The organism is Colwellia sp. BRX8-9, assembly GCF_014077245.1.
Classification (GTDB): domain Bacteria; phylum Pseudomonadota; class Gammaproteobacteria; order Enterobacterales; family Alteromonadaceae; genus Colwellia_A.
In genome coordinates, this window is the sequence record NZ_JACGVN010000008.1 from 1 (window position 1) to 15,129 (window position 15,129).

Here is a 15,129-nt window from a genome sequence, read left to right on the forward strand (position 1 = left end):
ATCATTATTTTTATTTTTATTTTATACGTAGATATATTTTTTATTAATTTTCGATATTCACCCACCTTATATCCCAAGTTTATTTTTTAATCAAGCTGAATAAAAAATACGCTTATCATCACTCAATTTAGTTAAAATTTTTATCCAGTTAAAATTCAATAATAAAAGTACGTTATAATAAATATTTGTTATACAACTTAGGATCAAACCTTGAACAAATTTGCAGCCATAATTTTTGTTTTATTATTATCGTGTGGTGCTGCGCTATGGTTTTTAGCCAGTGACTCTTTAAATTTTCATATTAAAAATCAACTTCAAAATATTGGTTCGCAACTAAGCCAACAAAAAGTAACGGTTGAAAACGTAACAATCCATGGGTATCAGGGAACAGGAACCATTAGCAATTTTGTGTTGGCCCCGTCACAGTTATCAAATATTTCGACCGATGAAAAATCAACACTAAGTATTGCCGCCATTCATTTAGTGGTTGATCGTGATAGCTTAAAAGAAGATATTATTCTTATCGAGAGTATTACCATCGATGGTTTAAGTGCTTCAATTTATTACAGCGAAGATGGTGACAGCTTTAAACAACTACTATTAACCGTGCAAAAAAATATAGATCAATTCACCCTCAAAGACAGTAGTGTCAAAAATCAGCAACAAGTTACAACGACGCCACGTTTATTAAAGGTGGCTAAAATAACAGTAAATTCGCCAGTACTTAATTTAATAGGCCATAAAAACGCACCAATAATCACTAAAAAATTACCTCGTTTTGAATTAGAAATTGTTGATAAAGAAACCGGTAGCACTGGTGAAACCATAGGTATTGAGTTATTTGAAAAATTACTGAGCGCATTAAATAACCAAGCAACTATGCTTACAAAAACATTGTAAAGCTTGAAATAGTCTAATAACCCAGCTAATAATAGCTTTACTCTTTTATGTTTTTATCCGTATTGAAAAGGTCATAAAATGCGAACGTCATTAAAGTCAGCAAATCTCATTTGCATCCTACTTATTAATTCAGTTTTATTGTTATTACCTTTTACAAGTCATGCTCGAGATATAGAAATAACTCCCTTTATCGGGCAAATGTTCAGTGCTGATCTAATTAATAGCCAAAACGGCACAGACCTGGTTGTCACTGATGATAAAAATTATGGATTAGCAATCGCTTGGCAAGATTCACCTAATGGCCAAGGACAAATATTACTTAACACTGTTAGCCATGATTTTATCAGTAGTTCAGATCAACAAGAGCACTCCTTCGATATTACCTACTTGCATTTCAGTGGCGTTACTCAGCTTAAACAGCAAAATTATGTGACGACCATCTCGCTAGGTATCGGTGCCACTTATTTTGAAACTGACAGTAAAGACGAAATTTACCCCTCCCTCACTATGGCTTTTGGCACGCGCTACGAACTATCAAAAAATGTCGCTCTTGTTACAGAGCTTCGAGGTTATGCAAGTTATATAGAAGAGGATAATCAGTTATTTTGTCAAGAAACCATCTGCCACGCTTTGCTAGAAGATGGTCTGTGGCTTGATGGGAGTATTTCGGTTGGTTTAGCTATTAAATTTTAGTCATCATTGATAAACCATTTTATTACCAACGTCATTACTTATTACCGGTAGCATAGCTAGAGTAAACCTGCTGTTTTAATCAAAACAGCTATCATTGTTAGACCTAGCTGATGTTGCAGACAAAATTTCCATAAATAGCTTCATCTAATGAAAAGCAGGGCTTTAAATGTGATAACAGCCGTCGGGCTTGAACAAAAATTTCTTTGGCAGCGATTTTGAAAAGAAGTGGTATTAAAAATCACTCGTTGTAAATTAAGTCCGGTAAAGCACTTTAATTACATGCCAACCAAATTTAGTTTTAACAAGATGGGGCTCTAATATTGCACCGCTAAAAGCCACTTTATCAAACTGAGGTACCATTTGACCTCGTTTAAACTCGCCTAAATCGCCCCCTTTTTTACCCGATGGACATGACGAATGTTTTTTAGCTAATGTTTGAAACTTAGCTCCTTTAGCTAGCTGCTTAATAATATCTTCTGCAATTTCTTTATGTTTAACCAAGATGTGAAGTGCATGCGCTGTTGCTGCCATATTGAAACCTTTTTAATACTGTCTAATAAACACGCATATTATAGCGGATCATGACTAATCTATTTGAATATTATCTTTCGGAAAACAAAAAGCCCCGACTCTTTCGAATCAGGGCTTTCATATAATGGTACCGCAGGACGGACTTGAACCGTCACTTCTTTCGAAACCGGATTTTGAATCCGGCGTGTCTACCAATTCCACCACTGCGGCTTAAATATTTTTCGTAGTAACTACCAAAAATTTAAACTGTTTATCAATAACGCCAGTGCGTTAATGAATCTGTTCGGCATTATACGAAAATAACTTTATTAAGCAATAGTTTTTATCAATCGTTGGTGTGTATGTTTATTATTTGGTCGATTTGGAGGGATTTGAAAGTTTAGAGCATTAAACACCGACTTAATTAATGCTTAGGTGACTATTCCCCTCCAACAATGCGATTATGTATAGCTCGCAACACTCAAGAAAAACCTTGCCTTCATCGGCTATTGTATCGAAATTTAAATAATTTTAATCAAAATACACGGGGCAATATATAAACAAGTCATTTGATGCCAATCTAAAATCATTCTTGTGTGATATAACATAACTATGGAAAAAGCTTAGTAACAATTTACTTACTGTAAATTGACAATTCCATATGGAGAAATATTATGAAAACCTTAATAAACAATTCTAAAAAAGTACTTATCCCCTTAATTATGGGAAGTATTTTTGCTGGAAATGTTATGGCCGCAGGCCCTTATGCGGTTGAACTTGGCGAAGCAGGTACTTTCACCATATTGAGTAAATCTGGAATTACTGATGTTTATCCGTCTGCTGTTACCGGTAATGTCGGCACTAGCCCAATTACAGGCGCTGCGCTTTTACTCAACTGTGATGAAGTAACCGGCGCTATGTATACGGTTGACTCTGCTGGTCCACTGCCCTGCTCAATAAATTCACCTTACCTTTTAGGATTAGCAGTCAGTGATATGGGCATTGCCTACAATGATGCTGCAGGCAGAGTTCCTGCTGATCATACCGAACTTGGTGCGGGTGAAATTGGTGGCCTAACACTAGCACCTGGCGTTTATAAATGGTCTTCAGACGTCAATATCAGTACAGATGTTACTTTTAATGGCACTATGGATGATGTTTGGATCATGCAAATATCAGGTAATTTAAATCAGGCAAATGCCAAGCGCGTTACTTTAACGGGTGGCGCTTTAGCCAAAAATATTTTCTGGCAAGTCGCAGGTTATACCGCACTCGGCACTTATGCATCCTTTGAAGGCATCGTGCTCAGTAAAACCTTGATTTCTGTTAATACTGGAACCACTGTTAACGGGAGACTATTGGCACAAACTGCTGTTACATTGCAAAAAAACACGATTAACGCGCCAACTGAGCAATATGAAGAAGCTCCTCAATAACAACGTAGTGACTACAGTCAAATAGCGTTAACGACATATAAAAGGTAGCAAATTTGAATGCTACTATCATTTTTGTATGTCGTTTTTTAATACTATTTTAGCGATAAAAAACACAAATAATCATCTCTCTTATACTTTAGCTATTGTGTTTGATAAACTGTTAAAAATTTATTATTCACGTGACTTATGACTTTCATTTCATCTCAACATTTCCCCCGTGCCGGTTTTCGCCGCCGCTTAGCTTCTTGGGTATATGATCTTTTAATTGCCATTGCGGTATATATGACTGCTGGCGCAATGTCATTTCTATTGATGTACTTAGGTTTTCACTTTGGCTTATTCGGCTTACAGGGGTACGAACACTTTTCTGATGCTATTGCCAATACGGCTTGGTTAAAGTGGCCAAATGAGTTTTGGAAGCTTGCTTGGGTGTCGTTTTTCTTTATTTGGTTTTGGTCTAAAACCGGTCAAACCTTAGGGATGAAAGCGTGGCGTTTACGTGTGCAAAACCAAGATGGTACTTTGATCAATAAGGTTACTGGCCTAAAAAGATTACTGCCTACGCTATTAGGTTTAGGTAACTTTACGGTGATTTTTGATCGTAAAAACAAATTAAGCTTACAAGACAGGTTAACGGATACAGAAGTGGTGGTTTTAACGTTAGACGCTAACCGCGGTCGTTTGTAGAGTACTCCTGCTAATACGGGGCAATAAAAGTGAGGCATGATAAATGTGATTATCATGCCCACTAATCACATTTATCGACTAAAAGGCGCGCAAGTAAAAGTTAACTGGGCCGTTTATTCATTAGATATAACGCTAATGATACAAAGATAAAGCTGGGCATTAACGCGCCAAAAGCCGCAGGCAACTGATACACTAAGCTTAACGACCCTAACACTTCGTTTGTAATAAAGAACAAGATTCCTGTTGCTACTCCCATCATAATTCTTGCCCCCATCGATACTGAACGCAAAGGTCCAAAAACAAAAGACAAGGCAAGTAACAGCATCACCGCAACGGTTAGTGGTTGAACGATTTTACGCCAAAAAGCTAAAACGTAACGACTTGAGTCTTGGTTGTTTTCTTCCAAATAACTTAAGTATTCAGATAAGCCCCGTAATGATAAAGCTTCGGGAGTAACCATAACGACGCCAAGTTTTTCAGGCGTCAAACTCGATGTCCACATTTTTACCTGCGATGACTCGGTAACCATTTTGTTTTCACTTAAATGGGTATCGACAACATCACGTAACTGCCAAGCATCTTTTTGATAAATAGCACTATCTGCAGATAACCAACTTGATAGTTTTAATGATTTATCAAAGCGGTATATTTGTACATCGTTTAATTTCCCTTTATCTTCTACTTCACCAATATGAACAAAATAATCGCCGTCTTTCGCCCAAGTTCCATCAGCGGATGAAATTAAGCTTCCGCCTGATATCGCCTGTGCTTTAAGCTGTCTTGCGGCTAATTCACCAACCGGCGCTAACCATTCTCCGACCGCCATACTGATAAAAACGAGAATAGTCGCTGACTTCATCACTGATTTTATAATGTCTACCCGCGACAAACCTGCCGCTTGCATAACCACAAGCTCACTGTTTGTTGCCAGCATGCCCATACCGATTAAACCACCAATTAGTGCTGACATCGGGAAAAACATTTCAATATCGGGTGGGATTTTATAAAGCACAAATAAAGCAGCATGCGCAATATCATAGTTACCCTTGCCCACGGTTTTCATTTCTTCAACAAACTTAATGATACCACTTAGGCTGACAAAAACTGATAACGTTAATAGCGTTGTAGATGCAATAATTCGACCAATGTACATGTCTAATATACGCATTATGATGATGTTCCTTTGCGGGTGAAATTGCGAAATAATAGCGGAAGCTTAGCTTTGATTTTCATCCCAAAACTGCGATCTTTTATAAGCAGACTTACGCCTAACACAAGCACAAATAAGTGTACTGGCCATAAACCTAAATTTTTAGGTATTGTGCCCGACTCAACGCCAGAGCGCACCGCTGTCAGCATCAAGAAATAACCTAAAAACAGCAATAACGCCGGTAACATTTTAGCAAATTTACCTTGCCTAGGATTAACAACACTTAAAGGTACGGCAATTAATGTCATGATCAAACACGCAATAGGAAAAGCAATGCGCCAATGACTTTCCGCACTAAAAGCAGCGGTATCTTCCTCAAACAAATCTTGGGTGGGAATAGCCCTTAATTTTCTATTTTTGTGCGCCACTTTTTGATCTTGTATTTGGATATAATACTTATCAAAAAAGACTTCTTTGAATTCTTTACTCTTAGTATCGTTTTGATAACGTGTACCGTCACTCAAGACTAAACGCTGTGAGCCACTTTCTTCCTCAATCACTTGTCCGGTTTGTGCATAAACTAAACTGGCATTAATAATACTTTTATCCGTGGCTTTTTTATCAGGAAGTTGCGCAACAAACACTTTTTCAAAGGTGTTGTCATTACGGTTTTTATCGTGAATAAAAATGACGGCTTTTTCATTACCTGTCGTTTGAAAACGACCAGCAATAAGCGAACTTAACCCCGAGTCTGCGGCTAATTGTTCTTTAACTTGATACTCATATTCCGAGGCCATAGGTGATAGGTACAGCGTAAAAATTCCGGTAAATATCGCTGTCACAAAACTTAAAATCAGTGTAACCCGCACTACGTACCATTCACTGACACCACAAGCATGCAATACTGTCATTTCGCTATCGGCATAAATACGCCCGTAAGCCAATAAAACCCCGAGAAATAAACTTAAGGGTAAAATCATTCCCGCTAAGTCAGGTATCTTTAAACCAATAAAGACCATAACCAAGTGTCCGGGGATCCCTCCTTCGGCAGCATCGTCAAGAATACGAACAAATTTATTACTAATAAAAATGGTCATCAGCACTAAGAAAACCGCTAATTGAGTTTTAGCGACTTCTTTAAGTAAATAACGAAAGATAATCATAAGAATTCCCTATAAAAACATCGTTTTTTTCTGACATCTGCTCTATTTTTAAGTAAACTTGTCGTTTTCATAAGTAATATTAATTTTTGCTCTGAGGGGAATTCGCTTGCACCAAGCTATAATTATAGCCTGTAGCTGAATACTTTTAAAAGTAAGCATAACGATTATTTATAGATTTAAACAAGTTTACTCGTAAATTTCATTTAAAAACAGCTTGTTTTTGTACGAATTAGGAGAGCTCATGGAGTTCAACGTAAAAAGTGGTAGTCCCGAAAAGCAACGTAGCGCCTGTATTGTCGTTGGCGTTTTTGAACCTCGCCGTCTTTCAGCGATTGCTGAACAACTTGACGAAATTAGTGAAGGCTATATCAGTAACTTATTGCGTCGCGGTGATTTAGAAGGTAAATCAGGGCAAATGTTACTGCTTCATCACGTGCCTAATATCTTAAGCGAACGTGTTTTACTGGTCGGTTGTGGTAAAGAACGTGAACTTGATGAACGTCAATACCGACAAATTATCAGTAAAACTATTAGTACGTTAAATGAAACGGGCTCGATGGAAGCTGTGTGCTTTTTATCAGAACTTCATGTTAAAGGTCGTGATACCTATTGGAAGGTACGCCAAGCCGTTGAAGCGACTCAAGACTGTTTATACAGCTTTGACGGATTAAAAACGCGTAAAGTTGAAGCACGCCGACCTCTACGTAAAATGGTTTTTAATGTACCAACACGTCGAGAGTTACCGATGGGCGAACGCGCTATTTCTCATGCGCTTGCTGTCTCTGAAGGTATAACAACCTGTAAAAATGTTGCTAATATGCCGCCAAATATCTGTAACCCAGCATATTTAGCAGAACAAGCTAAGATTTTAGAAAATGATTACGACAATATCAGCACCGAAATAGTTGGCGAAAAAGAAATGGAAGAATTGGGTATGAATTCATACCTTGCCGTTGGCCGAGCTTCACGTAATGAATCTATTATGAGTATTATTAAATATAATGGTGCTGGTGATGATGTTAATCCGATAGTTTTAGTCGGTAAAGGTGTGACTTTTGATGCCGGTGGTATTTCTTTAAAGCCTGGTGAAGCCATGGATGAAATGAAATATGACATGGGTGGCGCAGCGGGTGTTTTAGGTGCTATGCACGCCCTAGCAGAATTACAGTTGCCGATTAACGTTATTGGTGTTTTAGCCGGTTGTGAAAATATGCCCGGTGGCGATGCTTACCGCCCTGGTGATATTTTAACGACGATGTCAGGACAAACGGTTGAAGTATTAAATACGGATGCAGAAGGTCGCTTGGTTTTATGTGACGCGCTGACGTATGTTGAACGCTTTGATCCTGAACTTGTTATCGATGTAGCAACCCTTACCGGTGCCTGTGTGGTTGCCTTAGGTAAACATGCATCTGGTCTATTGAGTACGCACAACCCATTAGCACATGAGTTGTTAAATGCCTCTGAACAAAGTGGTGACCGCGCATGGCGTTTACCGTTATGGGAAGAATATCAAGAACAATTAGAAAGCCCATTTGCTGATTTTACCAATTTAGGTGGCAAAGGCGCAGGTACTATTACGGCTGCCTGTTTCTTAGCGCGTTTCACTAAAAAGTACCACTGGGCACATCTTGATGTTGCCGGTACGGCCTGGCGCAGCGGTGGCAAAGATAAAGGCTCTACTGGTCGTCCGGTAAGCTTATTGACTCAATTTTTATTGAATCGTGCTGGCGCAGAGCAAAGCGAATAACTCTAGACTAAAAAGAAATAAAAGGAACAACGCAAACATGCAAACACAAGTAATGTTTTATTTGCTTGAAGAAGATGCAAAGCATGAAGCGGTGGCTGAACAGTCACATGCTCATGCTTGTTTGCAGGCTGCTAATTTTTATCGCCAAAATCAGCGGGTATTTATTTACTGCGCTGATCAGCAAACAGCTCACCAGTTAGATGAACTGCTTTGGGCCTTTGAACCTGACAGTTTTGTTCCTCACAATTTACCGGGCGAAGGCCCTAAAAATGGCGCTGCCGTTGAAATTAGTTGGCAACCGCCCACTAACCGACGCGCTATTTTAATAAATTTAACCAGCACAGTGCCTCACTTTGCTAATCAATTTTCACACATTGTTGACTTTGTACCCAGTGATGAAACCCTAAAACAACAAGCTCGAGAGCGCTATAAAGGCTATCGTCAATGGGGATTTCAAGTGGATAATCAAACCGCGCCACAACCGTCACAGTCAATTAATGCACTTTAATCAAGTTAAGTAGTCATCCCCATGGAAAAAACATTCAATCCTTCAGAAATCGAACAATCTCTTTATCAAAGTTGGGAAGAGCAAGGTTATTTTAGCCCTACAGGTGAAGGAGATGGCTATAGCATTGCTATACCACCACCAAACGTTACCGGTAGTTTGCATATGGGACACGCGTTCCAACAAACTATTATGGATACCTTAATTCGTTATCAGCGTATGCAAGGTAAAAATACTTTATGGCAAACCGGAATGGACCATGCGGGTATTGCCACACAAATGGTGGTAGAACGTAAAATTGCTGCCGAAGAAGATAAAACTCGTCACGATTACGGTCGTGAAGCTTTTATTGATAAAGTATGGGAATGGAAAGACGAATCTGGTGGCACGATTGGCAAGCAAATGCGCCGTTTGGGTAACTCTATCGATTGGTCTCGCGAACGTTTTACTATGGATGATGGCATGTCTGAAGCGGTGCAAGAAGTTTTTGTTCGCTTATTTGAAGACGACTTAATTTATCGTGGTAAACGTTTAGTTAACTGGGATCCAAAATTCCATACCGCTATTTCTGATTTAGAAGTTGAGAACAAAGATAAAAAAGGTCACATGTGGTACTTACGCTATCCTTTGGCTGATGGCGTTAAAACTGCTGAAGGTAAAGACTACTTAGTGGTAGCGACAACTCGACCAGAAACTGTTTTAGGTGATACCGGTGTCGCGGTAAACCCTAAAGATGACCGTTATAAAGATCTGATCGGCAAACATATTTTATTACCTTTAGTTAATCGTTTAATCCCTATTGTTGGCGATGACCATGCTGATATGACCAAAGGTTCAGGTTGTGTGAAAATCACACCTGCACATGACTTTAACGATAATGAAGTCGGTAAACGTCATAATTTGCCATTAATCAATATTTTAGATAAAAATGCTGCTATTTTAGCAAGTGCTGAAGTTTATAAAAATAACGGCGAGCATTCTGATGCCTACAGCACTGAATTACCAAGTGAATTTGCAGGGCTCGACCGTTTTGTTGCCCGTAAAGCCATTGTCGCTAAATTTGACGAGCTAGGTTTACTTGTTGAAGTAAAAGATCATGATTTGGTCGCACCTTATGGTGATCGTTCAGGTGTGATTATTGAGCCATTATTAACCGATCAATGGTATGTTCGCACCGCGCCTTTAGTGGGCCCTGCCGTTGACGCAGTAGCAACGGGTCAAATTGAATTTGTGCCTAAACAGTATGAAAATATGTACAACGCTTGGATGCGTGACATTCAAGACTGGTGTATTTCTCGTCAGCTTTGGTGGGGACATAGAATTCCAGCCTGGTACGATGAAGATGGAGGTGTTTATGTCGGTAGAACCGAAGCTGAAGTGCGTGCTAAATACACGTTAGCGGCAGATTTTGTCTTAAAGCAAGACGATGATGTACTCGACACTTGGTTCTCATCAGCATTATGGACGTTTTCTACCTTAGGCTGGCCAAGCAATATGGAAGATCTTAAAAAATTCCATTCAACTGATGTACTTGTTACTGGCTTTGACATTATTTTCTTCTGGGTTGCCCGCATGATCATGATGACCATGCATTTCATTAAAGATGAAAATGGCCAACCACAAGTACCGTTCAAAAAAGTCTATGTTACCGGTCTTATTCGCGATGAAAATGGCGATAAGATGAGTAAATCAAAAGGCAACGTTGTCGATCCTCTTGATATGATTGATGGCATTGCCCTTGATGAGTTATTAGAAAAACGCACCGGCAACATGATGCAGCCAAAATTGGCGGCAAAAATAGCTAAGCTAACCAAGAAAGAATACCCAGCAGGTATTGAAGCTCATGGTACTGACGCATTACGCTTTACCTTAACCTCAGTTGCATCAACAGGCCGTGACATTACCTGGGACATGAAACGCTTAGATGGTTACCGTAATTTCTGTAATAAATTATGGAATGCGAGTCGTTACGTGTTAATGAATACCGAAGAGCAAGACTGCGGTAAAGTCGTTAATGGTCAACAAGGCGAAATGGAGTTTTCATTAGCTGACCGTTGGATATTAGGTCAATTCCAGCAAACCGTAAAAACTGTCCATGAATCTTTTGAAGCCTTTCGTTTCGATTTAGCTTCACAAGCACTATACGAGTTCACCTGGAACCAATTTTGTGATTGGTACTTAGAGTTAACAAAACCAGTATTGTTTAAAGGTAGCGAAGCACAGCAACGTGGTACTCGTCATACCTTAGTGACTGTGCTCGAAAGCTTATTACGCTTGATGCATCCTATTATGCCATTTATCACTGAAACAATTTGGCAACGTGTTGTGCCATTAAGTAACTTTGTTGCTGATAACAAAGGTAATGAAAACGCCAGTATTATGGTCCAGCGCTTTCCACAGTTTGATGAAAGCCAATGTGACCAGACGGCTATTGGTGATTTAGAGTGGGTTAAACAGTTTATTGTTGCTATACGTAATATTCGCGGCGAAATGGATATTTCACCCAGTAAAGAATTACCGGTACTGCTTAAAAATGTTAATGCTAACGACCAACGTCGCTTAGATGAAAATCAACAGTTTTTAAGTGCCTTAGCTAAACTTGAAAGTATTACGGTATTAACAGACAAGGACAATGCACCCCTGTCTGCTACTGCTGTTGTTGGTGATTTATCAGTATTAATCCCAATGGCGGGATTAATTGATAAAGAAGCTGAGCTAGCCCGTTTAACAAAAGCGGTCGATAAACTAGAGAAAGACGCTGAGAGAACCCGTGGGAAATTAAGCAATGAAAAGTTTGTTGGTAAAGCTCCTGAAGAAGTTATCAACAAAGAAAAGACCAAGTTAGCTGATACCGAATCGGCCTTAGCCAAGCTTGCTGAACAAATAGTACAAATTTCGGCGTTGTAAGCGTTGTTTATCTTATGATTGATAATAATAATGATTCTCAATCATAAATATCTAATAAAGCCAGCATCTTAGCTGGCTTTTTTATGTCATAAAAAAGTCATCAAATCTTAAGATTTTTATAGGATTTCAAGAAAATATTGTGCTAACATACTTTCGCGTTGAGTTTTTGCGTTTCGGGAGAAGGATATTTCAACTATTTACCTTAATTTAACAAGGTCGATTATTGATTAACCTCAGACGCTACTAGTTTGTGTTATTGGAAACCTTTCTCTGTCTGTACTTTTATAGGTAGAGAGCATTTACTCCGTATATTTCATAGTGGATAATCCACTTATTACTATTTTTTAATTAATGACCTACGGGAAATGTTGACATGTCTGATTCAGTAACTGGTAAAGTAAAATTTTTTAACGAATCTAAAGGATTCGGTTTCATCGAGCAAGATAACGGACCTGACGTTTTTGTTCACTTCAGCGCTATCTCTGGTGACGGTTTCCGTACACTAACTGACGGCCAAGCTGTTACTTTTACTATCAAGCAAGGACAAAAAGGTCCTGAAGCTGAAAACGTAATTGCTTCTTAATAACGACTTATTGTAGTTATTAAAGGATCTTAGGATCCGAATAAAAAAAGCGGAACAATGAAAATTGTTGCGCTTTTTTTTATACTAAAATTCAACCCACCACATTTTTTAAAGAACGCACATACCTTCAAACACCCCGTTGCTATCAAAGCCATTAACAAAGTCATTACTAAAGATCATCAAAAACGCATCAGTGATTGAACAAGAGTATGTGTTCTTATTGCTATGAGTTTATTTGTACGGCTGGGCCGATGAATCGCGTTTTAAAAGAACTTATTGGCGCAGCCATAGTGTTTGTTAATTAATAAAAAGAAGTGAGCTAATGAAGGGAGGTTTACAATAGTGACACCGTTATTAAATAGCGCAGCGGAAACACCCGTGAAAGGTATCAGCAAGGCTATAAAATACGGTGCCTTATTTTAGTTAGTGAGTTATCTCTGCAGAAATAATATCTACAATCGCATCAATATGCATTTCATCGGTATTTAAAGCTGGAATATAATGATACGTTTCACCACCAGCACCAATAAACATATCTCGGTTTTCGTGCACTAACTCTTCTAAAGTTTCTAAACAATCAGCACTAAATGCTGGGCTAATAATAGCGACATGCTTATTATCAGCAGCAAGATCAACAAGCGTTACATCGGTATAAGGTTGTAACCACTCTGCTTTACCAAAGCGTGACTGAAAGGTCATCACAAAATCATCCTCGGTAAAGGCTAACGCTTCCATTAATAAACGCGTTGTCTTTGCACAACAACAATAATAAGGGTCACCCTGCTCTAAGAAATACTTAGGCATACCATGAAAAGATAATACTAACTTATCCGGCTTACCATGTTCGGCAATATGCTTATTTACACTTTGCGCAAGGGCCGCTATGTATTTAGGGTTGTCATGATAACCACTAATAAAACTTAGACTTGGGATCCAACGCCACGATTTAATTTTATTAACGACCGCATCGAAAGTAGAACCAACCGTTGGACCTGCATACTGGGGATACAGAGGTAAAGTAATTATCTTACTGACTCCTGCAAGTTGTAATCTGTCTAAAGCCTCGTCGATTGTAGGCTTACCATAACGCATTGCCAGCTCAACTCTGACATCATCGCCATATTTCTCAGTAAGCACTTTAGCGACTGCGTCTTTTTGCTGTTGGCTAATAACTAATAAAGGTGAGCCTGATGGTGTCCAAATACTTTCATAGAGCTTTGCTGATTTTTTAGGTCGAACCCTTAAAATAATGCCATGCAAGATCATTAACCAAATAAGTCGAGGTATTTCAACGACCCGAGGATCAGATAAAAACTCGCCTAAGTAGCGTCTCAAAGCTGATGCAGTAGGCGCTTCAGGTGTGCCAAGATTGGTGAGTAAAACACCAACTTTAGCCGTTTTATTATGTATTTCTTTGGTACGGCCGTGAAAACGTCCACTAAATTTAGGCATGAATTCGATACTCTATTTTTTAAATGACGACAAAAAGACAACGGGTAAGCTTACCCTAACACACCAAACAAGAATCAGTTCATCTGATGTGTTAAAAGGCTCAAACCCATACTATATTTAAATTATGGAACGATATTACTAATGACTAAATTTAATTGCTCTGTAGTCGTTACTGGCACATTGTTAAGTTCAGCTTTGAAATCACCTGATTTAATACCAGCGCCGCCTGAAGCAGAAACGACTGCATAAATGTGTACCACATCGACATCACTCAACTTAGCTTGTGGCGTCATTGCACTTGCATCATTAAGTACTATGGTTATGGGCAAATCACTCGCGACTAATTTAACGGCGGCAAGAGGCATACGCCCCCGAGAAGTATCTGCAGATATAGCATAAATGAAAACCGTTTTATCATCACCCACTGACAGCAAGGTTTGTATTTCATCACTTAATGTAACGTTAACCGTTAGCTTGGGACCAGCAATACTTGGTTCGATTTGACTGTTGGCATCGTTGGTCATATTGGGTTGGGCAATACGCTTTTTCGCTTCATCAATAACTTCAATTAATGCTTGCTTATTGACATTCTTTTTATCTGAATCAACAACACGTTGCCAATGAGAAATAGCCACTTGATACTTACCAGCAACAAAACTATGCATACCGAGTAATATATTTGTCGAAGGATCGTTAGGGTCTATCGCTAAAGCCTGATCAATAAATCCTTGCACCCTTTCATCAATTTGTTGTTCGTTCTTATAGTAAATCGCTTGGGCTTTAGCACCAAACACATCGGCTTGCGGGCCTTCAATGCGTAAAACTTGGTCATAAGCTTTTACTGCACTGTCAAATTCACCGACGGTGACTAAAGATTGACCTAAAGCGTACCAAGCATCTGAGTTGTCTGGTTCGGTTTTAGTGACATCCATTAAGCGTTTTAATTCATTAATAGTTTGTTGTTCCGCATTAGCCGATTGCTGCATTGGCTCTTGAGGCGTCATTGTTGTCAATTTTTCATAAGTGCCTATTTCAGCATATAGATAAAAACTAAAAGCTAAAATAAAAACAGACAAGCCAACAGGCCAAGCCATAGCTAGTACTTTCGTGTCTTGTGGCGTTTTATCTGCAAGATCTTGATTTTCCATATCTTGCAATAAAGTATTATCGAGCTCTGTTAATAAATATTGGTAATTTTCATCATCAATATTATTTTGCTGAAAGTCTTTTTCTATCTCAGCTTTATGTTCGTGATATAAGCGCACATTAGTTTCGTCACGCTGAGTATCATCAATCGAGATGTTGTTTTGGTGTTGTTTAATAAATGGTGCCCACACTACTGCTAAAACCAGCAATAAAAAGACAATAATGATAAAGATTAATTCCATGAGAC

At 38.7% G+C, this 15,129-nt stretch carries 13 protein-coding genes and 1 tRNA gene; 8 read left to right on the top strand and 6 right to left on the bottom strand.

Translation table 11 applies throughout. The features are described from left to right. The first annotated feature begins 210 nt into the window (after positions 1-210). The gene (locus H4J70_RS08430) at positions 211-900 is read left to right on the top strand and encodes a hypothetical protein (RefSeq protein ID WP_182221804.1); all 690 of its coding nucleotides are present in this window, start codon (positions 211-213) and stop codon (positions 898-900) included. A 78-nt stretch (positions 901-978) separates the two neighbouring features. Beyond that, positions 979-1,593, top strand: coding sequence for a hypothetical protein (locus H4J70_RS08435; protein ID WP_182250935.1), 615 nt, complete (start codon positions 979-981; stop codon positions 1,591-1,593). Positions 1,594-1,845: 252 nt separating this feature from the next. Here H4J70_RS08435 and ppiC read toward each other — a convergent pair whose 3' ends face one another. Both ppiC and H4J70_RS08445 read right to left on the bottom strand, forming a co-directional pair. After that, positions 1,846-2,124: a peptidylprolyl isomerase PpiC gene (ppiC, locus tag H4J70_RS08440; protein WP_070375841.1), complete on the bottom strand. Its 279-nt coding sequence runs from the start codon at positions 2,122-2,124 to the stop codon at positions 1,846-1,848. A gap of 125 nt (positions 2,125-2,249) precedes the next feature. Continuing rightward, positions 2,250-2,334 (bottom strand) — tRNA-Leu (locus H4J70_RS08445). A 443-nt stretch (positions 2,335-2,777) separates the two neighbouring features. On the opposite strand from H4J70_RS08445, the gene H4J70_RS08450 reads away from it, so the two are divergent. Next, a complete protein-coding gene (locus tag H4J70_RS08450; RefSeq protein WP_182218267.1) occupies positions 2,778-3,539 on the top strand; it encodes an ice-binding family protein in 762 nt (253 codons plus the stop codon). Between the two features lie 186 nt (positions 3,540-3,725). Next, positions 3,726-4,226 carry an RDD family protein gene (locus H4J70_RS08455; RefSeq protein WP_182218268.1) on the top strand — a complete coding sequence of 167 codons (501 nt, stop codon included), beginning with the start codon at positions 3,726-3,728 and terminating at the stop codon, positions 4,224-4,226. 100 nt (positions 4,227-4,326) lie between these two features. Here the strand turns inward: H4J70_RS08455 and lptG are convergent, their stop codons facing one another. Both lptG and lptF read right to left on the bottom strand, forming a co-directional pair. Further along, positions 4,327-5,394 carry an LPS export ABC transporter permease LptG gene (gene lptG, locus H4J70_RS08460; RefSeq protein ID WP_220465994.1) on the bottom strand — a complete coding sequence of 356 codons (1,068 nt, stop codon included), beginning with the start codon at positions 5,392-5,394 and terminating at the stop codon, positions 4,327-4,329. Then, complete coding sequence (gene lptF / locus H4J70_RS08465; protein WP_182242367.1) at positions 5,394-6,539, bottom strand: LPS export ABC transporter permease LptF; 1,146 nt, start codon at positions 6,537-6,539, stop codon at positions 5,394-5,396. The genes lptG and lptF overlap by 1 nt, the downstream gene beginning before the upstream one ends. A gap of 241 nt (positions 6,540-6,780) precedes the next feature. On the opposite strand from lptF, the gene pepA reads away from it, so the two are divergent. The 4 genes from pepA to H4J70_RS08485 all read left to right on the top strand — a co-directional run bounded on the left by pepA (position 6,781) and on the right by H4J70_RS08485 (position 12,284). After that, positions 6,781-8,289, top strand: a complete 1,509-nt coding sequence (pepA, locus tag H4J70_RS08470; protein ID WP_182221800.1) for a leucyl aminopeptidase — start codon at positions 6,781-6,783, stop codon at positions 8,287-8,289. Between the two features lie 37 nt (positions 8,290-8,326). Next, positions 8,327-8,797, top strand: a complete 471-nt coding sequence (locus H4J70_RS08475) for a DNA polymerase III subunit chi (RefSeq protein ID WP_070375835.1) — start codon at positions 8,327-8,329, stop codon at positions 8,795-8,797. Positions 8,798-8,818: 21 nt separating this feature from the next. Continuing rightward, positions 8,819-11,701, top strand: coding sequence for a valine--tRNA ligase (locus tag H4J70_RS08480; RefSeq protein WP_182250936.1), 2,883 nt, complete (start codon positions 8,819-8,821; stop codon positions 11,699-11,701). A gap of 373 nt (positions 11,702-12,074) precedes the next feature. Beyond that, entirely contained in the window at positions 12,075-12,284 is a 210-nt protein-coding gene (locus H4J70_RS08485; RefSeq protein ID WP_070375833.1) for a cold-shock protein, read from the top strand. A 423-nt stretch (positions 12,285-12,707) separates the two neighbouring features. Here the strand turns inward: H4J70_RS08485 and hemH are convergent, their stop codons facing one another. After that, positions 12,708-13,736, bottom strand: coding sequence for a ferrochelatase (hemH, locus tag H4J70_RS08490; RefSeq protein WP_182250937.1), 1,029 nt, complete (start codon positions 13,734-13,736; stop codon positions 12,708-12,710). Positions 13,737-13,858: 122 nt separating this feature from the next. Continuing rightward, a complete protein-coding gene (ccmI, locus tag H4J70_RS08495) occupies positions 13,859-15,124 on the bottom strand; it encodes a c-type cytochrome biogenesis protein CcmI (protein ID WP_182250938.1) in 1,266 nt (421 codons plus the stop codon). Between the last annotated feature and the right edge of the window lie 5 nt (positions 15,125-15,129).

Bases quoted from the DNA above. Each gene is read 5' to 3' on its own strand.
- H4J70_RS08435 (WP_182250935.1), top strand. From the start codon at position 979: ATGCGAACGTCATTAAAGTCAGCAAATCTCATTTGCATCCTACTTATT.
- ppiC (WP_070375841.1), bottom strand. From the start codon at position 2,124: ATGGCAGCAACAGCGCATGCACTTCACATCTTGGTTAAACATAAAGAA.
- H4J70_RS08450 (WP_182218267.1), top strand. From the start codon at position 2,778: ATGAAAACCTTAATAAACAATTCTAAAAAAGTACTTATCCCCTTAATT.
- H4J70_RS08455 (WP_182218268.1), top strand. From the start codon at position 3,726: ATGACTTTCATTTCATCTCAACATTTCCCCCGTGCCGGTTTTCGCCGC.
- lptG (WP_220465994.1), bottom strand. From the start codon at position 5,394: ATGCGTATATTAGACATGTACATTGGTCGAATTATTGCATCTACAACG.
- lptF (WP_182242367.1), bottom strand. From the start codon at position 6,539: ATGATTATCTTTCGTTATTTACTTAAAGAAGTCGCTAAAACTCAATTA.
- pepA (WP_182221800.1), top strand. From the start codon at position 6,781: ATGGAGTTCAACGTAAAAAGTGGTAGTCCCGAAAAGCAACGTAGCGCC.
- H4J70_RS08475 (WP_070375835.1), top strand. From the start codon at position 8,327: ATGCAAACACAAGTAATGTTTTATTTGCTTGAAGAAGATGCAAAGCAT.
- H4J70_RS08480 (WP_182250936.1), top strand. From the start codon at position 8,819: ATGGAAAAAACATTCAATCCTTCAGAAATCGAACAATCTCTTTATCAA.
- H4J70_RS08485 (WP_070375833.1), top strand. From the start codon at position 12,075: ATGTCTGATTCAGTAACTGGTAAAGTAAAATTTTTTAACGAATCTAAA.
- hemH (WP_182250937.1), bottom strand. From the start codon at position 13,736: ATGCCTAAATTTAGTGGACGTTTTCACGGCCGTACCAAAGAAATACAT.
- ccmI (WP_182250938.1), bottom strand. From the start codon at position 15,124: ATGGAATTAATCTTTATCATTATTGTCTTTTTATTGCTGGTTTTAGCA.